General features: G+C 65.7%; 19 protein-coding genes and 1 pseudogene. 10 read left to right on the top strand and 10 right to left on the bottom strand.

Translation table 11 applies throughout. The annotated features are described in order from the left end of the window. The 8 genes and pseudogenes from ubiH to gcvP all read left to right on the top strand — a co-directional run bounded on the left by ubiH (position 1) and on the right by gcvP (position 10,974). The gene (gene ubiH, locus NVV93_RS18980) at positions 1-1,188 is read left to right on the top strand and encodes a 2-octaprenyl-6-methoxyphenyl hydroxylase (protein ID WP_258252215.1); all 1,188 of its coding nucleotides are present in this window, start codon (positions 1-3) and stop codon (positions 1,186-1,188) included. A 9-nt stretch (positions 1,189-1,197) separates the two neighbouring features. Next, the gene (locus NVV93_RS18975) at positions 1,198-1,674 is read left to right on the top strand and encodes a DUF4442 domain-containing protein (protein WP_258252214.1); all 477 of its coding nucleotides are present in this window, start codon (positions 1,198-1,200) and stop codon (positions 1,672-1,674) included. A gap of 7 nt (positions 1,675-1,681) precedes the next feature. After that, positions 1,682-2,893, top strand: a pseudogene (locus tag NVV93_RS18970) (2-octaprenyl-3-methyl-6-methoxy-1,4-benzoquinol hydroxylase); the annotation flags it as partial. A 210-nt stretch (positions 2,894-3,103) separates the two neighbouring features. Then, on the top strand, positions 3,104-4,105 hold the full coding sequence (locus NVV93_RS18965; RefSeq protein WP_258252213.1) for an extracellular solute-binding protein: 1,002 nt from the start codon (positions 3,104-3,106) through the stop codon (positions 4,103-4,105). Positions 4,106-4,361: 256 nt separating this feature from the next. Then, complete coding sequence (locus tag NVV93_RS18960; RefSeq protein WP_258252212.1) at positions 4,362-5,981, top strand: iron ABC transporter permease; 1,620 nt, start codon at positions 4,362-4,364, stop codon at positions 5,979-5,981. Positions 5,982-6,242: 261 nt separating this feature from the next. Continuing rightward, positions 6,243-7,322, top strand: coding sequence for a glycine cleavage system aminomethyltransferase GcvT (gcvT, locus tag NVV93_RS18955; protein ID WP_258252211.1), 1,080 nt, complete (start codon positions 6,243-6,245; stop codon positions 7,320-7,322). A 124-nt stretch (positions 7,323-7,446) separates the two neighbouring features. Beyond that, positions 7,447-7,836 carry a glycine cleavage system protein GcvH gene (gcvH, locus tag NVV93_RS18950; RefSeq protein ID WP_258252210.1) on the top strand — a complete coding sequence of 130 codons (390 nt, stop codon included), beginning with the start codon at positions 7,447-7,449 and terminating at the stop codon, positions 7,834-7,836. Positions 7,837-8,100: 264 nt separating this feature from the next. Beyond that, positions 8,101-10,974: an aminomethyl-transferring glycine dehydrogenase gene (gene gcvP, locus NVV93_RS18945; RefSeq protein ID WP_258252209.1), complete on the top strand. Its 2,874-nt coding sequence runs from the start codon at positions 8,101-8,103 to the stop codon at positions 10,972-10,974. Between the two features lie 414 nt (positions 10,975-11,388). Here gcvP and NVV93_RS18940 read toward each other — a convergent pair whose 3' ends face one another. The 8 genes from NVV93_RS18940 to NVV93_RS18905 form a co-directional block, all read right to left on the bottom strand. Beyond that, complete coding sequence (locus NVV93_RS18940; RefSeq protein ID WP_258252208.1) at positions 11,389-12,426, bottom strand: DUF2804 domain-containing protein; 1,038 nt, start codon at positions 12,424-12,426, stop codon at positions 11,389-11,391. A 20-nt stretch (positions 12,427-12,446) separates the two neighbouring features. Beyond that, on the bottom strand, positions 12,447-12,659 hold the full coding sequence (locus NVV93_RS18935) for a hypothetical protein (protein ID WP_258252207.1): 213 nt from the start codon (positions 12,657-12,659) through the stop codon (positions 12,447-12,449). Positions 12,660-12,725: 66 nt separating this feature from the next. After that, positions 12,726-13,031, bottom strand: a complete 306-nt coding sequence (locus tag NVV93_RS18930) for a DUF2388 domain-containing protein (protein WP_258252206.1) — start codon at positions 13,029-13,031, stop codon at positions 12,726-12,728. Between the two features lie 164 nt (positions 13,032-13,195). Continuing rightward, positions 13,196-13,642 carry an NfeD family protein gene (locus tag NVV93_RS18925; protein WP_258252205.1) on the bottom strand — a complete coding sequence of 149 codons (447 nt, stop codon included), beginning with the start codon at positions 13,640-13,642 and terminating at the stop codon, positions 13,196-13,198. Then, the gene (locus NVV93_RS18920; RefSeq protein WP_258254418.1) at positions 13,639-14,568 is read right to left on the bottom strand and encodes an SPFH domain-containing protein; all 930 of its coding nucleotides are present in this window, start codon (positions 14,566-14,568) and stop codon (positions 13,639-13,641) included. The genes NVV93_RS18925 and NVV93_RS18920 overlap by 4 nt, the downstream gene beginning before the upstream one ends. A 95-nt stretch (positions 14,569-14,663) precedes the next feature. Continuing rightward, entirely contained in the window at positions 14,664-16,265 is a 1,602-nt protein-coding gene (locus NVV93_RS18915) for a murein L,D-transpeptidase (RefSeq protein WP_258252204.1), read from the bottom strand. A 355-nt stretch (positions 16,266-16,620) separates the two neighbouring features. Then, complete coding sequence (locus NVV93_RS18910) at positions 16,621-18,405, bottom strand: GspE/PulE family protein (RefSeq protein WP_258252203.1); 1,785 nt, start codon at positions 18,403-18,405, stop codon at positions 16,621-16,623. A gap of 166 nt (positions 18,406-18,571) precedes the next feature. Further along, positions 18,572-19,936, bottom strand: a complete 1,365-nt coding sequence (locus NVV93_RS18905) for an inorganic triphosphatase (RefSeq protein WP_258252202.1) — start codon at positions 19,934-19,936, stop codon at positions 18,572-18,574. A 391-nt stretch (positions 19,937-20,327) separates the two neighbouring features. Here NVV93_RS18905 and argE point away from each other — a divergent pair, with 391 nt between their 5' ends. Together argE and argA are read left to right on the top strand one after the other, a co-directional pair. Further along, on the top strand, positions 20,328-21,479 hold the full coding sequence (gene argE, locus NVV93_RS18900) for an acetylornithine deacetylase (RefSeq protein ID WP_258252201.1): 1,152 nt from the start codon (positions 20,328-20,330) through the stop codon (positions 21,477-21,479). 152 nt (positions 21,480-21,631) lie between these two features. Next, a complete protein-coding gene (gene argA / locus NVV93_RS18895) occupies positions 21,632-22,930 on the top strand; it encodes an amino-acid N-acetyltransferase (protein WP_258252200.1) in 1,299 nt (432 codons plus the stop codon). Positions 22,931-23,191: 261 nt separating this feature from the next. On the opposite strand, the gene rmf is transcribed toward argA, so the two are convergent. Both rmf and gshA read right to left on the bottom strand, forming a co-directional pair. After that, on the bottom strand, positions 23,192-23,410 hold the full coding sequence (gene rmf, locus NVV93_RS18890) for a ribosome modulation factor (protein WP_258252199.1): 219 nt from the start codon (positions 23,408-23,410) through the stop codon (positions 23,192-23,194). 391 nt (positions 23,411-23,801) lie between these two features. After that, a complete protein-coding gene (gene gshA, locus NVV93_RS18885; RefSeq protein ID WP_258252198.1) occupies positions 23,802-25,385 on the bottom strand; it encodes a glutamate--cysteine ligase in 1,584 nt (527 codons plus the stop codon). Between the last annotated feature and the right edge of the window lie 93 nt (positions 25,386-25,478).

Genomic DNA, 25,478 nt, shown 5'->3' with positions numbered 1-25,478 from the left:
ATGACCCGTTGCGAACTGGCCATCATTGGCGGCGGTCTGGTCGGCGCCAGCCTGGCGCTGGCCTTGCAGGGCGAGGCCAAGGCCCGCGGTTGGCGGATCGTGCTGATCGAGCCGTTCGCCCCCGGCGAAGGCTATCAACCGAGCTACGACGCGCGCTCCACCGCACTGTCGTTCGGTAGCCGGCAGATCTTCGAGCGCCTCGGCGTGTGGCCACAGATCGCCGAGCGGGCCGAAGCGATTCGCGAAATTCTCGTCTCCGACCGTGGCCGTTTCGGCGCCACGCGCCTGCGCGCCGCGGACGAAGGCGTACCGGCGCTGGGCTATGTGGCGGAAAACGCCTGGCTCGGTCACTGCCTGTGGCAGGCCATGGATCAGCAGGTGGTGCAATGGCGCTGCCCGGCGGAAGTGGTGCGCATGCAGCCGCTCGACGACGGCTATCGGCTGTTGCTCAACGATGACAGCAGCCTCGATTGCAGCCTGGCGGTGCTCGCCGATGGCGGGCGCTCCGGGTTGCGCGAACAGCTGGGCATCACCGTCAATCAGACCGCGTATCCGCAGAGCGCGCTGATCGCCAATATCACTCCGGCTCAGCCGCACAGCGGTCAGGCGTTCGAACGCTTCACCGCCGATGGTCCGCTGGCGCTGCTGCCCTTGGCGGACAATCGCTGCGCGCTGGTCTGGAGTCGCGCGCATGCCGACGCCAAGCGTCTGCATGCGCTGGATGAGCGCAGTTTTCTCGCGGAATTGCAGACGGCGTTTGGCTATCGCCTCGGCGCCTTGCGCCAGGTCGGCGCACGGCATCTCTATCCGCTGGCGCTGGTCGAGGCGCAGGAACAGATCCGCCGACACCTGGTGGTGCTCGGCAATGCCGCGCACAGCCTGCATCCGATCGCCGGGCAGGGTTTCAATCTGTCGTTGCGCGATACCTGGGCGCTGGCCGAAGCGCTGCTGGAAACTCAGGCGCCGCTCGGCGACTTCGCCACGCTGCAGCGCTACTGCCAGCGGCAGCGTCTCGATCAGCAACTCACCGTGGGTTTTTCCGATCGCGTGACCCGTCTGTTTTCCAATGCCACACCACTGATCGCGGCCGGCCGCAACCTCGGCCTGCTCGGCCTCGATCTGCTGCCGCCAGCCAAGCGCTGGTTTGCCCGGCAGGCCATGGGCCTGGGCACTCGTTTACACCGTTAAGGACACCGCATGGATTCGCGTCGAATCGCTCGCAAGGCCCGTCTGTTGCGCTGGGCGTTGAATTTCTACCCGCCCTATATCGGTGCTGGTGTGCGGGTGCGCAAGATCAGCGCGGACTTCCGCTCTATCCGAGTGCGCATGGGCCTGGGCCTGTTCAATCGCAACTACGTCGGTACTCAGTTCGGCGGATCGCTGTACAGCATGACCGACCCGTTCTTCATGCTCATGCTGATGGAGAATCTTGGCAGCGATTACATCGTCTGGGACAAGGCGGCGAGCATCGACTTTGTCAGCCCCGGCAAGGGCGCGGTGTATGCCGACTTCCGCATCGACGACGCACTGCTGAGCACGATTCGCACGCAGACCGCCGACGGCGACAAGTACTTGCCGAATCTGCACGTGGAAGTGCGCGACCGCGCCGGCACGCTGGTGGCGCGCGTGCACAAGACTCTTTATGTGCGGCTCAAGCCGCGGCTACGAGGCTGATATGGAACTGCAAGCGGATCTGCTCATCGTCGGTGCCGGGATGGTCGGCAGCGCGCTGGCGTTGGCTCTGGAAGGCAGCGGCCTGGATATTCTGTTGGTGGATGGCGGGCCGCTGACGGTCAAGCCGTTCGACTCGCAGGCCGCGTTCGAGCCGCGGGTCAGTGCCCTGTCCGGGGCCAGTCAGCGGATTCTCGAGAATCTCGGCGTGTGGCCAGGGATTTGTGCGCGGCGCGTCAGTCCGTACGGCGAAATGCAGGTGTGGGACGGTTCCGGCACCGGGCAGATTCACTTTTCGGCGGCCAGCGTGCACGCCGAGGTGCTTGGGCATATTGTCGAAAACCGCGTGGTCCAGGACGCCCTGCTCGAGCGTCTGCATGCCAGCGACATTGGCTTGCTGGCCGGTGTTCGTCTGGAACAGCTGCGCCACTCCGGCGACGACTGGCTAGTGACGCTCAGCGACGGCCGCGAGGTACGGGCGCCGCTGCTGATCGCCGCCGACGGCGCCAACTCGGCGGTGCGCCGCCTGGCCGGCTGCGCCACCCGCGAGTGGGATTATCTGCATCACGCCATCGTCACCAGCGTGCGCTGCAGCGAGCCGCATCGGCGTACCGCGCGCCAGCGCTTCACTGACGACGGCCCGCTGGCCTTCCTGCCGCTGGAGCGCGATGGCGATCAGCAGTGGTGCTCGATCGTCTGGTCGGTCACCCCGCTGGAAGCCGAGCGACTGATGGCGCTGGATGAGCAGGCATTCTGCGCCGCCTTGGGGCGCGCCTTCGAGCATCGCCTCGGGAGCATCGAAAGCGCCGATCCGCGCCTGTGCATTCCGCTGCGCCAACGGCATGCCAAGCGTTACATCGAGCCAGGGCTGGCCTTGATCGGTGATGCCGCGCACAGCATTCATCCGCTGGCCGGGCAGGGCGTCAACCTGGGCTTCCTGGATGCCGCGGTGCTCGCCGAAGTGCTGTTGCATGCGCAGGCGCGCGGTGAGCGGCTGGCCGAACCGCAGGTGTTGAGCCGCTACGAGCGTCGGCGCATGCCGCACAACCTGGCGATGATGGCGGCGATGGAAGGGTTCGAGCGGCTGTTTCAGGCCAATCCGCTGCCGCTGCGCTGGCTGCGTAACCGCGGCTTGAACTGGGTCGACAGCCTGCCGGAGGCCAAGGCGCTGTTCGTCCGTCAGGCGCTCGGGTTGAGTGGCGATCTGCCGGAACTGGCGCGCGCGTCGGTTGGCGCTGAGCGCAGCGAAGCCCAACGTGCGGGTCATCCGGCAGTAGCGATGCCTGATCCGTCGCCTGTTGGGCTTCGTCACTGCGCTCCTCAACCCAACCTACGCTTTCACTCCTGAAACACTCTGACATAAACGACGGGTCAATTCGCAACTGAGGTTTACTATCATTTGCGCCTTTTCTGCCGCCACTGGGGACGCATGATGCGCATCGCTCAACCGCTTTTCGCCGCGCTGGCGCTCAGCCTCGCCGCCACTTCCGCCCAGGCCGTCGACGCCGTGGTGGTGTATTCCTCGCGGATCGACGAGCTGATCAAGCCAGTCTTCGATACCTACACGGCGAAGACCGGCGTGCCGATCAAGTTCATCACCGACAAGGAAGCGCCGCTGATGCAGCGCATCAAGGCCGAGGGCGAAAATGCCACCGCCGACCTGCTGCTCACCGTGGATGCCGGCAACCTCTGGCAGGCCGAGCAGATGGGCATCCTGCAGCCGTTTACCTCGAAGACCATCGAGGCCAACATCCCACCACAGTACCGCTCCAGCAGCGATGCCTGGACTGGCCTGTCGCTGCGCGCGCGGACCATCGTCTACTCCACCGAGCGGGTTCAGCCGCAGGAGCTGTCGACCTACGAGGCGCTGGCCGGCAAAGAATGGGAAGGCCGTCTGTGCCTGCGCACCAGCAAGAAGGTCTACAACCAGTCGCTCACCGCCACGCTGATCGAAACCCATGGCGCGGCCAAGACCGAGGAAATCCTCCAGGGCTGGGTCAACAACCTGGCCACCGACGTGTTCGCCGACGACAACGCAGTGATCCAGGCGGTGGATGCCGGCCAGTGCGACGTCGGCATCGTCAACACCTACTACTACGGTCGCCTGCACCAGCAGAACCCCGAGCTGCGGGTGAAGATCTTCTGGCCCAATCAGGCCGACCGCGGCGTGCACGTCAACCTCTCGGGCATCGGCCTGACCAAGCATGCGCCGCATGCGGAAGCAGCCAAGCAGTTGGTCGAATGGATGACCACCGCCGAGGCGCAGAGCCTGTTCGCTGGGATCAACCAAGAGTTCCCGGCCAATCCGCAGGTCAAGCCGTCGGCGGAGGTCGCCGCCTGGGGCAGCTTCAAGGCCGACAGCATCCCGGTGGAAGTGGCCGGCAAGCGCCAGGCCGAAGCGATCAAGCTGATGGACCGCGCTGGCTGGAATTGAGGTGGGGCCGCCTAGATCGAGCGTAGCGATGCCCATCGAACCGGCTGCGATGAGGCGCAGGGCGTACTCGCGCAGCAGTACGCCAAGGCTGCAGAAATGTGCGGCGGACTGTTCGCTGCGCTCCTGAGTCCGCCCTACAGCGGAGCCTGGAAGACGGGATGCGGCGCGGCGCGTCTCAACCCATCCTACGAAGCGCTTATACTTCGACGCCCCAGCCAGCCCGGGGCGTTGTCATTCTGGATTGTCGAGGACTCGCGTGGCCCATCCCGCCCAGCGCCGCTGGTATCCCATCTCTTTCGCCGTCGCCGCCCTGGTGCTGTTGCCGCTGACGGTACTGCTGTTCAGCTGGGGCAGCATCGACCAGGAGATCTGGGCGCACCTGTGGCAAACCCAAATGCCGCGCCTGCTCGGCAACACCCTGAGCCTGGTGCTCGGCGTCGGCGTCGGCGTGACGCTGCTCGGCGTCAGCCTGGCCTGGCTCACCAGCCTCTGCGAATTTCCCGGCCGGCGCTGGCTAGATTGGGCATTGATGCTGCCATTCGCGATTCCCGCCTACGTGCTGGCGTTCGTGTTCATCGGCCTGCTGGATTTCTCCGGCCCGCTGCAAAGCCTGTGGCGCGACTGGTTCGGCAGCGGCTGGCGGTTCCCGCGGGTACGCTCCACCGGCGGGGTGATCATCGTGCTGGTGCTGGTCTTCTATCCCTACGTCTACCTGCTCGCGCGCAGCGCCTTCCTGGCCCAGGGCAAGGGCTTGATGGAAGCTGCACGGGTGCTCGGCCTGTCGCCCTGGCAGGCATTCTGGCGGGTCGCCTTGCCGATGGCGCGGCCGGCCATCGGTGCCGGCCTGGCGCTGGCGATCATGGAGACTCTGGCGGATTTCGGCGCGGTCGCGGTGTTCAACTTCGACACTTTCACCACCGCCATCTACAAGACTTGGTATGGCTTCTACAGCCTGTCCAGCGCCACTCAGCTGGCTAGCCTGCTGCTGCTCGCGGTGATGCTGGTGCTGTATGGCGAGCGCCGCGCGCGGGGCGTTAGCCGGCCGAGCAGCGAGCGTCCCCGCGGCCGCGCGTTGTATCACCTGCGCGGCTGGCGGGCGTGGGCGGCGAGCAGCTGGTGCGGGCTGGTTTTCGCCTGCGCGTTTGTCGTTCCCGTGCTGCAACTGCTGGTGTGGTTCTGGCGGCGCGGCCGTTTCGATCTCGACGAACGCTACTTCGCGCTGATCCTGCACACCCTCTACCTCGGCGCCCTGGCCGCCCTGCTGGTTGTCGCTGTGGCGCTGCTGCTGGCCTTCTCGCGACGCCTGGCGCCGACCCGGGCGGTGCGTTCGGCGGTCGCGCTGGCCAACCTCGGCTACGCGCTGCCCGGCTCGGTGTTGGCAGTGGCGATCATGCTGGCGTTCAGTTACCTCGATAAACAATTGGTCATTCCACTGTCGGCATGGCTCGGCGGCGCCGGCAAGCCGTTGCTGCTCGGTAGTTTGGCGGCGTTGCTGCTGGCCTATCTGGTGCGTTTCATGGCGGTCGCCTACGGGCCGCTGGAAAGCAGCCTGGCGCGCATCCGCCCGTCGTTGCCGGAAGCCTCGCGCAGCCTGGGCATTGGCGGGCCCCGCTTGTTCTTCGCGGTGTACCTGCCGCTGCTGATGCCCGGCGCGTTGTCCGCGGCGCTGCTGGTGTTCGTCGATGTGCTCAAGGAAATGCCTGCCACCCTGCTGATGCGTCCGTTCGGCTGGGACACCCTGGCCGTGCGCATCTTCGAGATGACCAGCGAAGGCGAGTGGGCGCGCGCCGCGCTGCCGGCGTTGACCCTGGTGTTGGTCGGCCTGCTGCCAGTGGTCGGTTTGATCCGGCGTTCGGCGCGCCGCGTCGGCCATTAGCTAAGTTCAATAGGGCTAGGCGGGACGCGTTTAATGGCTCGCGGTGCCGGAAAAAGCGCCGTCCCCCGGCCGCTACCGAACCTCGCTCCATCGATCTGCACTCGGGTGTCCAGCCACCGAGCTTGCGGCTACAATGCGCGCCATTCGATGCGGCCCGTCAGTTGACCGGGCTTGTTTCGCGCGCGCCAGTGCCTTGCTGTGCAAGCTCAGCCACGCGATTAAGTCCGCCCGCATCCTCGGCACGCCCGGAAGGAGAAACCCTTGGGACAGCGCACCCCCCTCTACGATCAGCATGTCGCCCTGGGCGCCAAAATGGTCGACTTCGGCGGCTGGGATATGCCGTTGCATTACGGCTCGCAAGTCGAGGAGCACCATCAGGTGCGGCGCGACTGCGGCGTCTTCGATGTCTCCCACATGACTGTGGTGGACGTCGCGGGCAGCCAGGCCAAAGCCTATTTGCAGCACCTTCTAGCCAATGACGTCGAGCGGCTGAAAACGCCGGGCAAGGCGTTGTACAGCGGCATGCTCAACGAGCGTGGCGGGGTCATCGACGACCTGATCGTGTACCTCACCGACTGGGGTTATCGCTTGGTGGTCAACGCTGCCACCCGCGACAAGGATCTGGCCTGGATGCAGGCGCAGGCCGCCGGGTTCGACGTGCAACTGACTGAGCGGGACGAACTGGCCATGCTCGCCATCCAGGGCCCGCAGGCCCGCGAGAAGACTGCCGAACTGGTGAGCAGCGAGCGCGCCGCGCTGATCCACGAGCTCAAGCCGTTCCAGGGCATCGCCGAAGGCGACTGGTTCATCGCCCGCACCGGTTACACCGGCGAAGACGGTCTGGAAATCGTCCTGCCGGCCGCCGAAGTGCCGACCTTCTTCAACGATCTGGTCGGTGCCGGCATCGCCCCGATCGGCCTCGGCGCCCGCGACACGCTGCGCTTGGAGGCCGGGATGAACCTGTACGGCCAGGACATGGACGAAGACACTTCGCCGCTGGCTAGCAACATGGCCTGGACCATCGCCTGGGAGCCGGCGGCGCGCAATTTCATCGGTCGTCAGGCGCTGGAAGCCCAGCGCAGCGGCGCGACGCAGAAGCTGGTCGGGCTGGTGCTGGAAGAGCGTGGTGTATTGCGCGCCCATCAAGTGGTGCGCATCGAAGGCATCGGCGAAGGTGAAATCACCAGCGGCAGCTTCTCGCCGACGCTCGGCAAATCCATCGCCCTGGCCCGTTTGCCGGCGGCCACCGGCGAGCGCGCCGAGGTGGAAATCCGTGGCAAGTGGTACCCGGTGCGCGTGGTGCAAGCGAGCTTCGTGCGCAACGGCAAAGCATTGATCTAATCGGCCGCGGCCCGCTTACCGCGACCGCCGGCGCGAAATGCCCGGCGCGACGCGGTGCCGGGGCCACGGCCTGCTAAATTTTCAGGCGGGTCATCCGCCTTCCTAAATCTCCGAGGACATCGACATGAGCACCACCCCCGCCGATTTGCGTTATGCCGCCAGCCACGAGTGGGCGCGCCTGGAAGCCGATGGCACTGTGACCGTAGGGATCTCCGATCATGCCCAGGAAGCTCTGGGCGATGTGGTGTTCGTCGAGCTGCCGGAAGTCGGCAAGCAACTGGCCGCCGGTCAGGAAGCCGGGGTCGTGGAGTCGGTCAAGGCCGCCTCGGACATCTACGCACCGGTTTCCGGGGAAGTGATCGCGATCAACGAAGCGCTCACCGATGCGCCGGAAAACGTCAACAGCGATCCGTACGGTAGCTGGTTCTTCAAGCTCAAGCCGAGCGCTGTCGCCGAGCTGGACAAGTTGCTCGATGCTGCGGCCTACAAGGCCGCTGCCGACGCCGACGCCTGATAACTAGCTATCCTTTGCAAAAGCCCTGTTCAGGCTGGGTGAAAACGTAGTGAGTGAAGGTTAGACAAGGCGCAACGACCAACGGGAGTAACAGCCGCAGGCTGGCCCGAAGGGTAAGCGCCAGCGAATAAATCAGGCGGAAAAGCGCAGTTTACAAAGTGTAAATGAGCATTTTGAGCCTGATTTCAACGCGGTATAACCGAGCGCAGTAGTTTTCACCCAGCCTGAATCGTCAGGGCTTTGTCTTTTTCTGAGAGCCCGACCATGTCCCAGACGCCCAGCCTGTCCCAACTGCAGTCCGACGCCTTCCTCAGTCGCCACCTCGGCCCCGATGCCGCCGAGCAACAGGCCATGCTCGAGGCCCTCGGCCTGGCCAGCCGTGACGAGCTGATCGAGCAGACCGTGCCGCCGGCGATTCGCTTCACCGGCCAGCTGGCGTTGCCCGAGGCGCTCGACGAACGTGCTGCATTGGCCAAGTTGCGTGGCTACGCCGAGCAGAACCAGGTGTGGACCAGTCTGATCGGCATGGGCTACCACGGCACGCTGACGCCGACGGTGATTCTGCGCAACGTGCTGGAAAACCCGGGTTGGTACACCGCGTATACGCCCTACCAGCCGGAAATCGCCCAGGGGCGCCTGGAGGCGCTGCTGAACTTCCAGCAGTTGACCATCGACCTTACTGGCCTCGATCTGGCCAGCGCCTCGCTACTCGACGAAGCCACCGCCGCGGCCGAAGCCATGGCCCTGGCCAAGCGCGTGGCGAAGAGCAAGAGCAATCTGTTCTTCGTCGACGAAAATTGCCATCCGCAGACCATCTCGGTGGTGCAGACCCGTGCCGAAGCGTTTGGCTTCGACGTGGTCATCGGCGCCGTCGAGACTCTCGGTGAACACCGGGTGTTCGGCGCGTTGCTGCAATACCCGGACACCCGTGGCGAGATCCGTGACCTCAAACCGTTGATCGAGCGACTGCACGCCCAGCAGGCGCTGGCCTGCGTCGGTGCCGATCTGCTCAGCCTGCTGCTGCTCACCCCGCCCGGCGAGCTGGGCGCCGACGTGGTGTTCGGCTCGGCGCAGCGTTTCGGCGTGCCCATGGGTTACGGCGGCCCGCATGCCGCCTATTTCGCCACCCGCGACGAATTCAAGCGGGCCATGCCGGGGCGCATTATCGGTGTGTCCAAGGACGCGCGCGGCAACGTCGCCCTGCGCATGGCGCTGCAGACCCGCGAGCAGCACATCCGCCGCGAGAAGGCCAACTCGAACATCTGCACCGCGCAGGTCCTGCTGGCCAACATCGCCAGTTTCTATGCGGTCTACCACGGCCCGCAGGGCCTCAAGCGCATCGCCCAGCGCGTCCAGCGGCTCACCGCGATCCTCGCCGCCGGCCTCGAGCAGAAAGGCATTGCCCGTCTCAACCAGCACTTCTTCGACACCCTGACCCTCGACGTCGGCGGTAGCCAGACGGCGATCATCGAGTCGGCCCTGGCCGCGCGCATCAACTTGCGCATCCTCGGTCGCGGCCACCTGGCGCTCAGCCTGGATGAAACCTGCACGGCGGAAACCGTCGAGCAGCTGTTCGCCATCTTCCTCGGCGCCGACCACGGTCTGTCGGTCGCCGAGCTGGATGCCGCTGCGGCGAGCGCCGGGATTCCCGCCGGCCTGCAGCGCCGCTCGGCGTACCTGAGCCATCCGGTGTTCAACACCCACCACAGCGAAACCGAGATGCTGCGTTACCTCAAGCAGCTGGAGAACAAGGATCTGGCCCTCAACCAGTCGATGATCCCGCTCGGTTCCTGCACCATGAAGCTCAATGCGACCAGTGAGATGATCCCGATCACCTGGCCGGAATTCGCCAACCTGCACCCGTTCGCGCCACGCGAGCAGGCCCAGGGTTACAAGTTGATGATCGACGAGCTGGAGGAATGGCTGCGCGCCATCACCGGTTTCGACGCCATCTGCATGCAGCCAAACTCCGGCGCCCAGGGCGAGTACGCCGGCCTGCTGGCGATCCGCAAATACCACGAGAGCCGCGGCGATGCGCATCGCAATATCTGCCTGATCCCGGCGTCGGCGCACGGCACCAACCCGGCCTCGGCGCAGATGGCGAGCATGCGCGTGGTGATTGTCGAGTGCGACGGTGAGGGCAACGTCGACCTTGACGACCTCAAGCGCAAGGCCAGTGAGGCCGGCGCGCAGCTGTCCTGCCTGATGGCCACCTACCCGTCGACTCACGGCGTGTACGAGGAAGGCATCCGCGAAATCTGCGAAGTGATCCACGCCCACGGCGGCCAGGTGTACATGGACGGCGCCAACCTCAACGCCCAGGTCGGCCTGGCCCGTCCGGCCGACATCGGCGCCGACGTGTCGCACATGAACCTGCACAAGACCTTCTGCATCCCGCATGGCGGCGGCGGCCCGGGCATGGGCCCGATCGGCGTGCGCGCGCACCTCGCGCCGTTCGTCGCCAACCACCCGGTGGTGCCGCTGGACGGGCCGAATCCGGAGAACGGCGCGGTCAGCGCCGCGCCGTGGGGCAGCGCGAGCATCCTGCCGATCAGCTGGATGTACATCGCCATGATGGGCCCGCAACTGGCCGACGCCACCGAAGTGGCGATCCTCAACGCCAACTACCTGGCCAGCCAGCTCGGCGGTGCCTTCCCGGTGCTGTTCAGCGGTCGTAACGGCCGGGTGGCGCATGAGTGCATCTTGGACTTGCGTCCGCTGAAGACGGAAACCGGGATCAGCGAGGAAGACGTCGCCAAGCGCCTGATGGACTACGGCTTCCACGCGCCGACCATGTCCTTCCCGGTGCCTGGCACGCTGATGATCGAGCCGACCGAGAGCGAGTCCAAACACGAGCTGGATCGCTTCATCGAGGCGATGCTGAGCATCCGCGCGGAGATTGCCAAGGTGCAGAACGGCGACTGGCCGGCCGAGGACAACCCGCTCAAGCGCGCCCCGCACAGCCTGGCCGACGTGATCGGCATCTGGGAGCGGCCGTACAGCATCGAGGAAGCGGTGACGCCGAGCGCGCATACCCGTGCGCACAAGTACTGGCCGACGGTGAACCGCGTCGACAACGTCTACGGCGACCGCAACCTGTTCTGCGCCTGCGTGCCGCTGGACGACTACCGCGAGTAAGCGCGGCGCTCCAAACGACAGGCCGCCCTCGGGCGTAATGTCGTTCATTTAGGCCGGGCAGGCCACGCGGGCAGAACCCTCTCCCGCTGGGGAGAGGGCAGGGTGAGGGGGCGCAGTCAATGCAGGCGAAAATGTTGCGTTGCTACGAGGCTTCCTCCCCTCACCCCGGCCCTCTCCCCAGCGGGAGAGGGAGAAGCGGTGCAGGCCGGGAGATTGCGGCAGATCCGTAGGGTCTGACGTAGATTTCTTTGTAGGAGCGGATTTATCCGCGATAGCCGGCGCCGCGGATCGCGAATGAACTCGCTCCTACCAAGGCGCTGAAACCAGCGGCATCGCCCGGAACACGGGTGTCCAGCCTGATCGGTGGGTTACGCCTACGGTTAACCCACCCTGTGGATCTGTTCTGTGCCTGCGCTACCAGCGGTTGAACACGTCTTCGGCGAAGCCAAGGAAGTCGTTGAGCTGCAGCGGCGTGCCGTCGTCGAGCACCACGCGGCCGGAAAAGTGGCCGAACACCTGGTGCTGCACGGTCTTCATCAGCAGCAGGTCGATCTTTGAATGGCGATTGAGCAGCGGCTGGAAGGCCAGGTCGAGGCGCCCGGCGTCGTCGCTGAGGTGCCAGGGCTTGAGGTAGTCGGCGGGATCGTAGGTGAAGTGCACCTCGCCCAGCTTGTGCAGGCGGTCGCCATGGATAAGCGCATTCTCGCTGGCCGGGCTGCGGTCGCTGAAGCCATAACCGAGGTTGAAACCGAACGGCACGCCGTCGAGGAAGCCGGACGCCGAGCTCCAGTACCAGCGGTTCTGGTAAGTCCACACGCCGCGTCCCCAGTCGAGCACCCCGGCGTCGCGGCGCGGGTCGAGCGTCAGGGTGCGGCCGCCGAAGTTGACGCTGCCGCTGGCTGGCAGACAGTTGAGCTTGCGGTTGTAGTAGAAGGCGTGGCGGTTCTCCGCCCAGGAAGTGGCGATGTTCATCGACTCCAGCGCGGCCGGCTGCTGCAGGACGATCTCTCCGCTCAGTCCGCGCGTGCCGTCTGCCGCACGCATGCCGGGCGCGGCGAAGCGCAGCCGGCGCTGGCCGTCTTCGACCTCGATGTCCACCTGCAGCGTGCGGCTGTGATGGCTCAGTCGGCCGTTCTGGCTGTCCGCCGTCAGGCCGAGGCGGCCCAGTGGCAGCGGCGTCAGGCTATCGACCTGCTGAAAGCTGCCGCGCTCGAAATCCAGATAACAGAGCGCGACCATGCCGACGTAGCCGAGGTCGGCGACGGTCAGGGCGATGCCGAAGCGCTGATCGGCGGACAGCACCGCGTAGTAGTCCCACTCCTTGATCCGCCAGCCGGCGGTGTGGATCGCCGCGCGCTGGTACTGCCAGAGCGGCTGGCGCGCCCAGCCAGGCTGGGCCAGTAGGCCTTCGGCGGTGAGGAGTGGGCCGGGACTGAGGATTTCTTGCTGCATGGGGAGATTGGCTCCACGGGTCATGGGCGGCAGCCGCGCGCGGGCAGACTGCCCAAGGCGCGGCTGATGGGTTCCTGGCTGCGCGCGCTGCGCAGGATGCTGGTGTGGCTTTCGTGCAGCAGGTAGAGGCGCTCGGCTTCGTCCTGGGCAGCTGGGCGCAGTTTGCTGGCCAACGGCGCCACGGCGTAGCTGACCCGCTGCAACGCACTCAGCGCCGCGCGTACTGCTCTCATCCCTGAGCTCCGATGGTTGATGTACGTTCGTACCAGTTAGTCTAACCGGAACGCGAGGTGAGCGGCTCAGGGTCGGGCGAGAATCGCCGTGGCCAGCTGCTCATCGCTGATCTGCAGGCCAGGATGCTCGGCGCGGGCCTGGCGTAGCGCGGCTTCCAGGTAGGGGCCGCGGATCTGCCCAGCGCTGGCGACGAAGACGCTGGCATCGTCGCGGGCGGCGAGCACCTGTTTGTCGTCCTTGAAGGTCAGATAGGTGGAAGCGGTGGTGGCCCCGGAAGACAGGACGTCTTTCCAGAAATCCGAATCGGCCATGGCAGGGCCGGTGGATAAGCCAATCAGGGCGAAACTGGCGCAAGTCAGATAGCGGCGCATGGGGTTGCTCCATGGGTGGGCCTGAACAGTGGAACGGACCAACGGCGCAGAGGTTCCGCAGACCCGACCAAATGCCATCACCGTGCCTTATCTTTGCTGGAAGCGGCTCCTGGCCGCGCCTGGAGGTCAGGCGCGGGTGCAGTTTGTCGGTAGCGTAGCCGTACTCAGACGGCCTCGACCTGCAGCAATACGCCTTGCTGGCCGATCACCCGCACCGGCGTGCCGGCAGGCAGATCCGGGCCGCTGACCAGCCACAGTGAGTCGCCGGCCTTGATCTTGCCGCGCCCGCCATCGATGGGCTCATGCAGCACGAACTGGCGACCGAGCAGCTCCTGGCCGCGCTGGTTCAACCCCGGCTGGTCGGATGGCTTGGCCGCGCTGCGCTGACGGCGCCACCAGAGCACCGCGCTGAGCACCGAGAACACCCCGAACAGGAGGAACTCCCAGGTCCACGGCATGCTGGGGAACACGAAGGTCAGCACCCCGACCGTGGCCGCGGCCACGCCCAACCAGAGCAGATAACCGCCGGCCCCAAACACTTCGAGAATCAGCAGCAGCGTGCCGAACGCCAGCCAGTCCCAGTAAGTGAGGTGTTGCAGGTAGCTGATCATGCTTTGCGGTCGCTGGCGCCACCGAAGGTGGCTTTGACGATCTCGCCGATCCCGCCGACCGCGCCGATCACCTGGCTGGCTTCCAGCGGCATGAGGATCACCTTGCTGTTGTTGGCGCCGGCCAGCTGGCCGAGCGCGTCGATGTACTTCTGCGCGACGAAGTAGTTGACCGCCTGCACGTTACCGGCGGCGATCGCCTCGGAGACCATGCGCGTCGCCTCGGCTTCGGCCTGGGCCGCCCGCTCACGCGCTTCGGCTTCGAGGAAGGCGGCCTGGCGCTGACCCTCGGCCTTGAGGATGTCGCCCTGCTTCTGCCCTTCGGCGGTGAGGATCGCGGCGGCGCGCAGGCCTTCGGCTTCGAGGATTTGCGCACGCTTGATGCGTTCGGCTTTCATCTGCCCGGACATCGCGGCCATCAGGTCGGCGGGCGGGCTGATGTCCTTGATCTCGATGCGGGTGATCTTGATGCCCCACGGTGCGGTGGCTTCGTCGACAGTTTTCAGTAGACGCTCGTTGATCGCGTCGCGCTGGCCGAGCATCGCGTCCAGCTCCATCGAGCCGAGCACGGTGCGGATGTTGGTCATCACCAGGTTGCGGATCGCGTGCTCGAGGTTGTTGACCTCGTAGGCCGCCTGCGCCGCGTTGATGATCTGGAAGAAGCAGATCGCGTCGATCTGCACCGTGGCGTTGTCGGCGGTGATCACTTCCTGCGGTGGGATGTCCAGCACGCTTTCCATGACGTTGAGCTTGCGGCCGATGCGGTCCATCACCGGCACGATGATGTTCAGGCCCGGGCGCAGGGTGTTGGTGTAGCGGCCGAAGCGCTCCACGGTCCATTCGAAACCTTGCGGCACGACCTTGAAGCCCATGAACACGACGGCAATCGCCAGTGCAACGAAGAGCAGCAGTACGCCACCAATTTCCATGACAAAAATCTCCATTTTTAGTCTGTGGCCGAACGGCCGACGCCCATCTAAGCACAGCCGCGCGGCCGGTGCAGCCTCCGCCAGGCCGCGAGTGGTTACGGCCGCGAGCGCAGCAGGCCGCGCAACAGTTTGGCGTCCTGGCCGTAGATATCCGGCGCATAGTGCGGCCGGCCATCGGCGCCGACTTCGACGGTCCAGTAGGCGATCAGCAGGGGCGCTTTCTGGCGCAGGCGATATTCCTGGGTGCGGCCGCTGGCCAGGCGTTCCTGCACGGTCAGCAACTCGTCCGGGCCGAGCAGGAAATCCAGCAGGTTGGTCACCGCTTCGACGCGCACGCAGCCGGAGCTGAAGAAGCGCGGCGATTTGTCGAACAGCAGCTGGCTGGGCGTGTCGTGCAGGTACACGGCAAACGGATTGGCGAAGCGTAGGGCCAGGCGACCGAGCGGATTGCTTTCGCCGGCGGCCTGGCTGAGGCGGATCTGGCCGGGGTTGTCCCAGTCGATCTGCGCCGGATCGAGGCGATTGCCATAGCGATCGGCGACGCTCATCTGATGACGCTCGAGGTAGCCGGGGTCGCGGCGAATTTCCGGCAGTTTGTCCTCGCGGAAGATGGTCGGCGGCACGATCCAACGCGGGTTGAGGGTCAGACGCTCGATGCGCGAGGCGAGCAGCGGGGTCTGGCGCGTCGGCCGGCCGACCTGGGTGCGCGTGCGCCAGAGCTCCTGGCCGTTGTCGATGACCCGCAGTTCGGCGGCGGCCACATTGATTTGCACCTGCGCGCCGGCCAGATCATCGGCCAGCCAGCGCAGGCGTTCCAGATTGACCTTGAGCTGATCGCGGCGGGTCAACGCATCGACATTCAGCTCGCCGAGGCTGGCCGGACCGAGCAGGCCGTCGGGCTTGAGGCTGTGCTCCTGCTGAAAAGCCTGCAGCGCGGCGACCACTTCGCGGTCATGGCGCAGGTCCAGGCGGGCGGCTGGTTCGCCGTGCAGATAGTCCTCGGCGGCCAGGCGCGCGCGCAGCGCGGGAACCCGCGGATCACTCTCGCCGGGGCGCAGCAGCGGGCCAGCGGGCAGCGGCGCCCAGCGGGCCAGCGGTTGCAGGCGCACCTGAGCGTACAGACTGCGCAGGGCCTGGTATTGCGGCAGGCTGGGGCGCGCGGCGGCGAAGGCCTGGGCCGGCTGATCGACATCGCGCAGGGCAATCGACAGCGCCGCCAGATACGGATCGGCGCGCGCGGCTTCCGGTGGGCGCCACAAGGGTTCGAAGCGGCGTTGCTCCAGGCGCCCGCTGCGCAGATGGCGAATGGCGCGCAAAAAGGTGTGGCTGGCGAGCAACTCGGCGCAGCCGGCCGTGGCGTCGAGGCTACTCGGCAGCGGGTAATCGGCAGGGTCGAGGCCGTCATCGACGAGCAGGTCGAGCTGCTCGCGCAGGGCGCCGAGCTGAGCCATATCGCGCCAGACCGGCTGATCGTCGCGTTGTTGGTAGAAGGCATCGAGTTGCGCCTGGGCCGCGGCGTTGAGGCTGGCCGGCAGCGGTGCGCAGGGTAGCGGAAACTCATCGAGCAGTTGGCGCAGCGGCGTTGGCACCAGCGGCGCCTGGGGCAGCGGCGGCAGGAGCACTGCGCCTGCGCTGGCGCCCAACAGGGTCAGGCTGAGCAGGACGCTAGTCAGGAAGGTTCGACGAATGGCGTACATCGGGAGGCCCATACACCGTGACCCAAAGGGCGCGTATGGACACTATAGGCAGGTCCGGACCGGCGGGAAGGCTGGGGAGCCAGGCGGTCGGTCGCTTGGCAAGCCTCGGCGAGAAGCAGGTAGGGTGGATGTCACTTTTTATATCCACCCTCGGGAATGGCAGAACCGTACGGGTGCCCGCGACGCGACACTGGTGGTGCGGGTTGCACCCGCCCTACCTGTTGCACAACCGTGTAGGAGCGAATTCATTCGCGATCAAGGCAATCCCCTATCGCGAATGAATTCGCTCCTACAGGGCCACGCCCTGGCGACAATGCGGTGTTCCAAGCAGCCCAGGATTACCCGCGCACAGGCGCTACTTCTGCTCGCTCTGCGGGGTGACGCGCAGGACTTCCTCGATGGTGCTCAGGCCGGCGGCGACCTTTTGCGCGCCGGACAGGCGCAGGCTGCGCATGCCGTCCTTGAACGCCGCGCGGCGCAGGGCGATGAGGTCGGTGTCGGCAGTGATCAGCGGCTTGATGTGGTCGTTCAGCAGCATGATTTCATACACCCCGGCGCGCCCGCGGTAGCCGGTGTCGCGGCATTCCAGGCAGCCCACGGCGCGCATCGCCTGAGTCGGCGGCGGGGCGCTCCAGGGTTTGGTCAGGCTCTGCCAGTCGGCCTCGTCGAGCTCGACCGGCGCCTTGCAGTGCGGGCACAGGGTGCGCACCAGACGCTGGGCCATGACGCCGAGCAGGGTGGCTTTCAACAGGTAGTAGGGCACGCCGAGTTCGAGCAGGCGGGTGATCGCGCTGGGGGCGTCGTTGGTGTGCAGGGTCGAGAGCACCAGGTGGCCGGTGAGCGCCGCCTGGATCGCCATCTCGGCGGTTTCCAGGTCGCGGATCTCGCCGATCATGATGATGTCCGGGTCCTGGCGCATCAGTGCGCGCACGCCGCTGGCGAAGGTCAGGTCGATGTTGGCCTGCACCTGCATCTGGTTGAACGCCGACTCGATCATCTCGATCGGGTCTTCGATGGTGCAGACGTTCACTTCGCTGGTCGCCAGCTGCTTGAGGGTGGTGTACAGCGTGGTGGTCTTGCCCGAGCCGGTCGGTCCGGTGACCAGAATGATGCCGTTGGGCTGGCCGGTCATGCTCTGCCAGCGCTTGAGGTCGTCGGCGGAGAAGCCGAGCTGGTCGAAGTTCTTCAGCAGCACTTCGGGGTCGAAGATCCGCATCACCATCTTCTCGCCGAAGGCGGTGGGCAGGGTCGACAGGCGCAGCTCGACCTCGCCGCCGTCCGGGGTCTTGGTCTTGATCCGGCCGTCCTGCGGCTTGCGCTTCTCGGCGACGTTCATCCGCCCGAGGCTTTTCAGGCGGCTGACGATGGCCATGGTCACTTGCGGTGGGAATTGATAGACGTTGTGCAGCACCCCGTCGATGCGAAAGCGCACGGTGCCCATGTCGCGGCGCGGCTCGATATGGATGTCGCTGGCGCGCTGCTGGTAGGCGTACTGGAACAGCCAGTCGACGATGTTGACGATGTGCGCGTCGTTGGCGTCCGGCTCCTGGTCCTGCGCGCCGAGGCTGAGCAGTTGCTCGAAGTTGCCGACCCCGCTGATCTTCTGATCGGCCGAGGTGGCGCCGCTGACCGATTTGGCCAGGCGGTAGAACTCCACGGTGAAGCGCTGGATATCCAGCGGGCTGGCGACCACGCGCTTGATCGGGCGTTTCAGCACGTGGGTCAGGTTGCCTTCCCAGCCGTGCACGAACGGCTGCGCGCTGGCGATGGTCACCGCTTCCTTGTCCACCGCCACGGCGAGGATTTTGTGCCGTTGGGCGAAGGCGTAAGACATTAGCGGGGTGATCGCCGCGACATCGATCTTCAATGGGTCGATGCGCAGGTAGGCTTGTCCGGACCAGTCGGCGAGCCAGCGGGTCAGGTTGTCGAGGTCGAGCTTTTTGCCTGGGCGGCGCAGGTCGTCGAGCTGCTGGCTGGCGAGAAACTCCAGCGGGTGCTGCTGGTTGTTCACCGCGCTACGGCGGATCGCCAGGCATTGCTCGGCGGTTTCCTGTTCGACGGCGCCCTGGGCGACCAACTCGCGCAGCAAGTCGGCAAGGTCGAGTACGCGGTCGGCAGTGGGCGAGGCGATGACGGACATGAGACTTCCTTATTCCTGCACAAGGCGTTACGGCTTCGTAGGGTGGATGTCGCTTTTTACATCCACCGGCTGTTGCTGGGCGACCATCCTCGCGGATGGCCCCGGTGGATCGCCACCCGGTGGAAAACGCTTCGCGGTTTTCCACCCTACGCTAGTCGTCGTGAGCTTATGCCACCAGCGCTTTCCAGGCCTTGAGCGACGCCACAGTATGGGCCTGGGCGGTGCGAGCATCTAGCAACTCGGCGGACAGCGGCTGGCTGGCGAGGTCGGCGAGTTTGTTCAGTTCGCCATACAGGCGGTCGACTTCGACGACCTCCAACACATTGCGCGCCAGGCGCAGCCACACCAGCAGACGCTCCAGGCGCGGCAGTTGCTCGCCGAGATCTTCCGGCTGACGCTGATAGCGCTTGAGTTGCAACGCGGCGCCTTCTTCGCCGAATAGGTGCGCCAGCCAATTGCTCAGTGGCGCCGCGCCTTGGCGGTTGCCACGATTGCTGCGCTGGGCGGTCCAGCGTTGCTGCAGCAACCATTGCGAGGCCTGCAGGGAGAACAGGCCCCAGCGCGTGCCGTTCAGCTCGTTGGCGAACTGTAGCGGCGCGGCGTGGCGCACCTGTTCATCCTCCTGGCCGGCGAGGATGCGCGGTCGCCAGTCTTCCAGCAGCGCGTCGAGACTCACGCGCAAGTCGTGGCTGGCGACCCGTGGCGCGGCTTGGCCGAGGCTGGCGAGCAGGGCGCGCAGGTCGACGAGCTGCCCGACCCAATCGACCAGCAGGCGCCAGTGACCATTGAAGCGGTACTGCTCGGCGAGCCGCTGGCTGCTGCCCAGCAGGTGCCAGGCGAGCGCGGCGAACGCCTCATCCAGCGGTTGTTCGGCGTGCAGCGCCGGTGCCGGCAGGTTCACGCTGTAGCTGTCGGCATCGAACAGCCGATAGCCACGCTCGGCCTTGCTGATGTCGCACGGCATCAACGGCAGATCGGCGGCCAGTTCGGCGGCCAGCTCCAGCAGCGCCTCGGGCTCGCCCTGGCGCAGCTCCAGTTCCAGCTCGCAGATTTCTTCTTCCTGACCGCCGGCGAGTACCTTGCCGAGATCCAGCGCCGCTTCGATGACGACCTTGGTCTTGCCGCGACCCCAGGCGATTTCGGCGAATTCACGCAGGAAATCGGTACTGAAGGCCGGCTGGATCAGGCTTTTGTCCAGCTCGGCGAGGCTCGCCGGCCAGCAGGTGTCGTCGAGTTTCGAGAGGTCCAGCTCGGGGCTGTCCAGATACCATTCCCACTCGTTGCGCTCGGACAGTCCGGCGACGCTCTGCCCGCGGCTTTTCAGGGTCTGGATATAGGTGTCGCCGTCACGTCGCACGCGCAGCGCGACTTTGGCGTGGGCCAGATCGCGCGCGGCGGTGTCGTAATACTGGTTGGTCAGCTCGCGCTGCTGCCAGCCCGCCTTGTTACGCTTTTTCAGCAGTGGATGCTCGCGCAGTGCGGCGAGGGTGGCGCGGCTGGCACGCAGTTTGATCTCGGTTTCTTTGTTCATGGGCGGGACAATTCGGACGCAGCGCGGAACGGCTGCCAAGACCGGAAAGTCTACAGGACAAGCCCGCCGCTTGCCGGGCCATGCTTTTGTGGTGGGTTAGCCGCAGGCGTAACCCACCCAAAGCTGGTTTCAGCGTCTTGGTAGAAGCGAATTCATTCGCGATCTGCGGCGCCGGCTATCGCGGATAAATCCGCTCCTACAAAAAATCTACGTCAGACCCGTAGGCCGTACTCGCGCAGCAGTACGCCTCCAATCGCTGGGCCATGCCGCGATGCCGGCGGCGCTCTGTTCGCTACGCTCCTGAGTCCACCCTACGGTTTACGAATCTACGTTCGCCGCTGCCGTCGGCCCGCTTTGTCTCTATGATGGGTCCATTCGCTGGAGACCGCCGATGCCCTTGCCGTCCTTGAAAGAACAATTCGCCGCGCTGATCGCCGCGCCCTCGGTGAGCTGCACCCAGCCTGCGCTGGACCAGTCCAACCGCGCGGTGATCGAGTTGCTGGCCGGCTGGTTGGGCGACCTCGGCCTGCGTTGCGAGTTGCAGGAAATCTCGCCCGGCAAGTTCAATCTGCTCGCCAGTTACGGCAGCGGCCCCGGCGGCCTGGTGCTGGCGGGGCACAGCGATACCGTGCCGTACGACGAGGCGTTGTGGCGCAGCGATCCGCTCAAGTTGACCGAAACCGACGGCCGCTGGGTCGGCCTCGGCGTCTGCGACATGAAGGGCTTTTTCCCGCTGATTATCGAGGCGCTGCTGCCCTTGCTCAATCAGCCGTTCAAGCAGCCGCTGCTGATTCTCGCCACCTGCGACGAAGAAAGCTCGATGGCTGGGGCGCGCGCCCTGGCCGCCGCTGGCCGGCCACTCGGGCGGGTCGCGGTGATCGGCGAGCCGACCGGATTACGGCCGATTCGCCTGCACAAAGGCGTGATGATGGAGCGCATCGACATTCTCGGACAGAGCGGTCACTCCTCCGATCCGAGCCTCGGCCACAGCGCCCTGGAAGCCATGCACGATGCCATCGGCGCCTTGCAGCAATTGCGTGGCCAGTGGCAGCAGGAATTCCACAACCCGCAGTTCAGCGTGCCGCAGCCGACCCTCAACCTCGGCTGCATCCACGGCGGCGACAATCCCAACCGCATCTGTGGCAAGTGCTCGCTGGAGTTCGACCTGCGTCCGCTGCCGGGCATGCAGCCGGAACAGCTGCGTGCGGCGATCCGCGCCAAATTGCAGCCGCTCGCCGAGCAGCATCAGGTGCGCATCGACTACGCACCGCTGTTCCCGGCGGTGCCGCCGTTCGAGCAGCCGGCCGCCAGTGAGTTGGTGCGGGTCGCCGAAGGGCTGACCGGGCACACCGCCGAGTCGGTGGCATTCGGCACCGAAGCGCCTTATCTTCAGCAGCTTGGCTGCGAGACCATTGTGCTCGGCCCGGGCGATATCGCCTGCGCCCACCAGCCGGACGAATACCTGGAACTGGCGCGCCTGCAACCGACCGTGACACTGTTGCGCCAGCTGATCCAGCATTACTGCCTGAGCCCCCACAATTGAGCGGAGAGCCACCTGTGCTGCGACGATGAATACGAATTGGCCCCTCTGCCGCGTGCGGTAGACGGGTAGGGAGCGCGCCCTGCCGGCTCCCTCGGCCCCTTGGCGACGACTCGCCCAGGGGAGCACTCGAGTTCCGCCCCACAGGTTTTTTCATGACCGAATCAGTCAATTGGCTTCGCCACGCTTCGCCCTACATCAACGCTCACCGGGAGCGGACCTTCGTGGTCATGCTGCCCGGCGAGGGCATTGCCCACCCGAATTTCGGCAACATCGTCCATGACCTGGTGCTGCTGCACAGCCTCGGTGTGCGCCTGGTGCTGGTCCACGGCTCGCGCCCGCAGATCGAGGCGCGCCTGGCCGCGCAAGGGCTGACGCCGCATTTCCATCGTGATCTGCGGGTTACCGACAGCGCCACCCTGGACTGTGTGATCGACGCGGTCGGGCATTTGCGCATCGCCATCGAAGCGCGCCTGTCGATGGACATGGCCGCCTCGCCGATGCAGGGCGCACGGTTGCGCGTGAGCAGCGGTAACTTCGTCACCGCGCGGCCGATCGGCGTGGTCGAGGGTATCGACTACCACCACACCGGCGAAGTGCGCCGGGTCGACCGCAAGGGCATCGGCCGGCTGCTCGACGAGCGCGCCATCGTGCTGCTCTCGCCGCTCGGTTATTCGCCCACCGGGGAAATCTTCAACCTCGCCTGCGAAGACGTGGCGACCCGCGCCGCCATCGAGCTGGGTGCCGAAAAGCTACTGCTGTTCGGCGCCGAACAAGGCGTGCTGGACGACAGTGGCAAGCTGCTCCGTGAACTGCGTCCGCAACAGGCCTCCGCGCATCTGCAGCGGCTCGGCAACAGCTATCAGGCGGAATTGCTCGACGCCGCGGCCGAGGCCTGTCGCGGTGGTGTGCCGCGCAGTCATATCGTCAGCTTTGTCGAGGATGGTGCGTTGCTCACCGAGCTGTTCACCCGCGACGGTGGCGGCACGCTGGTGACCCAGGAGCAGTTCGAGTCGCTGCGTGAAGCGAGCATCGAGGACGTCGGTGGGCTGATTGATCTGATCACCCCGCTGGAAGAGCAGGGCATCCTGGTGCGCCGCTCGCGGGAAGTGCTGGAGCGCGAAATCGAGCAGTTCAGCATTGTCGAGCGCGATGGGTTGATCATCGCCTGTGCGGCGCTGTATCCGATCGCCGATTCCGATTGCGGCGAGCTGGCCTGCCTGGCGGTGAGTCCAGAGTATCGGCACGGCAAGCGCGGCGACGAACTGCTCGAGCGCATTGAAGAACGCGCTCGGGCGCAAGGCTTGAAGAAACTCTTCGTGCTCACCACGCGCACCGCCCACTGGTTCCGCGAGCGCGGCTTCGTGCCCAGCAGCGTGGAACACCTGCCGACGGCCCGCGCCTCGCTGTACAACTATCAGCGCAATTCGAAGATTTTCGATAAGGCGCTGTAGGCAGCAGGAGACGTGCGGTTGGGATGTGAAAGGAGCCGGCGTATCGCGCGCCGGTTCCCGGATTGCATCCGGGCTACTGAGGATTCGGGTGGGTTGGCTGTAGGGCGGACTCAGGAGCGTAGCGAACAGTCCGCCGCACATTTCTGCCGCCTTGGCGTACTGCTGCGCGAGTACGCCCTACGACCTGGCGCAGTCGGTTCGATGGGCATCGCTGCTGCGCTCGACCCATCCCGATCAGGGAGAAACCCCCAAGGTGTGGCTTCAGGCGCTTTTCAGCAGGCGCTGGTATTGCTCTTCGCCGTCATCCCAACCGGCTTCCCAGGCGGCGGCGAGCACTTCGGCGCCGTAGGACTGTTGCTTGGGCGGATGGCCGGTGAGACCGGCCATGTAGCCTTGCTGATAAGCCTTGTTGAGGCTTTCCAGGCTCCACTTGCGATCGGTGGGCAGGTCGTTATCGGGGAGGGCCTCGGTAGGCTCCATGGCGCGGGCTCGCGTTGTTCACTCAGAACTTATCGTAGCGGGAGCATGCATTGCTGACTGTGCCGCTAATCCCGCCCCGGCCTGCGCGTGCTCTGTTTGTGACGGGGTCGACTTTTTTGCTGAGCTAGGGCCTGTTAACGCTACTGACGCGAGCCGCGTTGCAGCGAGAAATGGCCCCCGGTTAGGCGCAGGACGCAGGCAATGGTCATTCCCTTGGCAAGTCCTGGAACGACAGCGGGGGCCATTTCCCGCGCAACCCTGCGGGACGGGCCAGTTTTTGCGCGATGCTGCGTTTCTCGATGCTCATTTGGAATGCCAAACCTTGCATCTCGTGCCTTGCCTCGCGCAAAAACAGGCTCCGGCGCGGCCGTGTCAGTAGCGTTAACAGACCCTAAACCGCCAGACCGAGGATGCTGGCCTGATAACTGGCGACGAACGCATCGAAATCGCCAACCTGCTCCACCTCCAGTGCCGCTTGCTCGGCCAGCGACTGGCGCGCCAGTGCTTCGAATTCGGCTTGCTGGGCGGCATCCAGCGGTGTGCCGCGGAAGTATTCGGCGTGCGCGCGGCTCTGCCGCAAGGCGAAGGCGCTGAAGCTTTCACCGTTCCGCTGCAAGTTGGCGAGGACCTGGGCCGAGGGCGTCAGGTCCGGATCGGCGAGCTTGGCGTGTTGCGCGGCCAGTGACTCGACATGCGCGCTGCCGCCGTGACTACGATCGAGCAGCTCGGCGAACGGGCGAATCTGCTCGAGCAGTTCCATCCCCCAGTCCTGCAGGCTGACCGGCGCGCCGCGGCGTTGCAGGTGCAGGCCTGGACGACGGCCTTCCTTGACCACCTTGAGGAAGTTGTCGGTGCTCGCGTGGCATTCGCCGTTGGCCAGTAGCGGGCTGTCCTGCAAGGCGCAGAACAGCAGGAAGGCGTCGAGGAACCGCGCTTCCTCCAGGTCGATGCCCAGCGGCAGGAACGGGTTGATGTCCAGGCAGCGTACTTCGATGTACTGCACGCCGCGCGCCATCAGCGCCTCGATCGGCCGTTCGCCGGTGTAGGTCACGCGCTTGGGACGGATGCTCGAGTAGTACTCGTTTTCGATCTGGATCACGTTGGTGTTCAGTTGCAGCCATTCGCCGTCGCGCTTGGTGCCGATCCGCGCGTATTCCGGGTACGGCGTGGACACCGCCTTGCGCAGGCTGTCGGTATAGCTGGCCAGGTCGTTGTAGCACGGCGTCAGGCCGCTCTGGGCGCTGCTCTGGTAGCCCAGGTCGCTCATCCGCAGGCTGGTCGCGTAGGGCAGATACAGGGTGTCGGCGTCGAGCTGTTTGAGCTGGTGTGGGCGGCCGCGCATGAAGCCGGCATCCAGCGCCGGCGAGGCGCCGAACAGGTACATCAGCAGCCAGCTGTAGCGGCGGAAATTGCGGATCAGCGCGATGTAGCTTTCCGACTGGTAGTCGCGGACGCTGTCGCGGTTGCCTTCGCTGGCTTGCAGCAGTGGCCACAACGTTTCGGGCAGCGAGAAGTTGTAGTGGATGCCGGCGATGCATTGCATGGTCTTGCCATAACGCAGGGCCAGGCCCTTGCGGTACACGTACTTGAGGCGGCCGATGTGCGAGCTGCCGTAGCGGGCGATGGGAATGTCCTCCTCGCTGGGCAGCGGACAGGGCATCGAGGCGCTCCACACGTATTCGTCGCCGAGCTTGCTGTAGGCGAAGCGGTGCACGCGCTCGAGATCGGCGAGGGTATCCGCCGGGTCGGTTTCGGTTGGGGTGATGAACTCCAGCAGCGATTCCGAGTAATCGGTGGTGATCTGCGCATGGGTCAGCGCCGAGCCCAGCGCCGGCGAATGCGGGGTCAGCGCCAGTTGGCCATTGGCGTCGACGCGCAGGCATTCGCGCTCGATACCGTGCAGGCACTGGTTGAGCAGATCGAGATTGGGGCGCTCGCCCAGCAGGGTCAGACGGCGGTTGAGAAGCTCGCTCAAGATGGTATTCCTTCACACGGCAGTCGCCCCAATATGGGGGTGGATTTCGTGTTCTACAAGGTTGAGACGCTGGCGTGGTCGCCTGAGCGGGTG

Source organism: Pseudomonas sp. LS44 (genome assembly GCF_024730785.1).
Taxonomy (GTDB): domain Bacteria; phylum Pseudomonadota; class Gammaproteobacteria; order Pseudomonadales; family Pseudomonadaceae; genus Aquipseudomonas.
This window is presented reverse-complemented; position numbering and strand designations above follow the sequence as displayed.

Excerpts from the sequence above, each read along its gene's own strand:
- ubiH (WP_258252215.1), top strand. The coding sequence starts at position 1 with ATGACCCGTTGCGAACTGGCCATCATTGGCGGCGGTCTGGTCGGCGCC.
- NVV93_RS18975 (WP_258252214.1), top strand. The coding sequence starts at position 1,198 with ATGGATTCGCGTCGAATCGCTCGCAAGGCCCGTCTGTTGCGCTGGGCG.
- NVV93_RS18965 (WP_258252213.1), top strand. The coding sequence starts at position 3,104 with ATGCGCATCGCTCAACCGCTTTTCGCCGCGCTGGCGCTCAGCCTCGCC.
- gcvH (WP_258252210.1), top strand. The coding sequence starts at position 7,447 with ATGAGCACCACCCCCGCCGATTTGCGTTATGCCGCCAGCCACGAGTGG.
- gcvP (WP_258252209.1), top strand. The coding sequence starts at position 8,101 with ATGTCCCAGACGCCCAGCCTGTCCCAACTGCAGTCCGACGCCTTCCTC.
- NVV93_RS18940 (WP_258252208.1), bottom strand. The coding sequence starts at position 12,426 with ATGCAGCAAGAAATCCTCAGTCCCGGCCCACTCCTCACCGCCGAAGGC.
- NVV93_RS18935 (WP_258252207.1), bottom strand. The coding sequence starts at position 12,659 with ATGAGAGCAGTACGCGCGGCGCTGAGTGCGTTGCAGCGGGTCAGCTAC.
- NVV93_RS18930 (WP_258252206.1), bottom strand. The coding sequence starts at position 13,031 with ATGCGCCGCTATCTGACTTGCGCCAGTTTCGCCCTGATTGGCTTATCC.
- NVV93_RS18925 (WP_258252205.1), bottom strand. The coding sequence starts at position 13,642 with ATGATCAGCTACCTGCAACACCTCACTTACTGGGACTGGCTGGCGTTC.
- NVV93_RS18920 (WP_258254418.1), bottom strand. The coding sequence starts at position 14,568 with ATGGAAATTGGTGGCGTACTGCTGCTCTTCGTTGCACTGGCGATTGCC.
- NVV93_RS18915 (WP_258252204.1), bottom strand. The coding sequence starts at position 16,265 with ATGTACGCCATTCGTCGAACCTTCCTGACTAGCGTCCTGCTCAGCCTG.
- NVV93_RS18910 (WP_258252203.1), bottom strand. The coding sequence starts at position 18,405 with ATGTCCGTCATCGCCTCGCCCACTGCCGACCGCGTACTCGACCTTGCC.
- NVV93_RS18905 (WP_258252202.1), bottom strand. The coding sequence starts at position 19,936 with ATGAACAAAGAAACCGAGATCAAACTGCGTGCCAGCCGCGCCACCCTC.
- argE (WP_258252201.1), top strand. The coding sequence starts at position 20,328 with ATGCCCTTGCCGTCCTTGAAAGAACAATTCGCCGCGCTGATCGCCGCG.
- argA (WP_258252200.1), top strand. The coding sequence starts at position 21,632 with ATGACCGAATCAGTCAATTGGCTTCGCCACGCTTCGCCCTACATCAAC.
- rmf (WP_258252199.1), bottom strand. The coding sequence starts at position 23,410 with ATGGAGCCTACCGAGGCCCTCCCCGATAACGACCTGCCCACCGATCGC.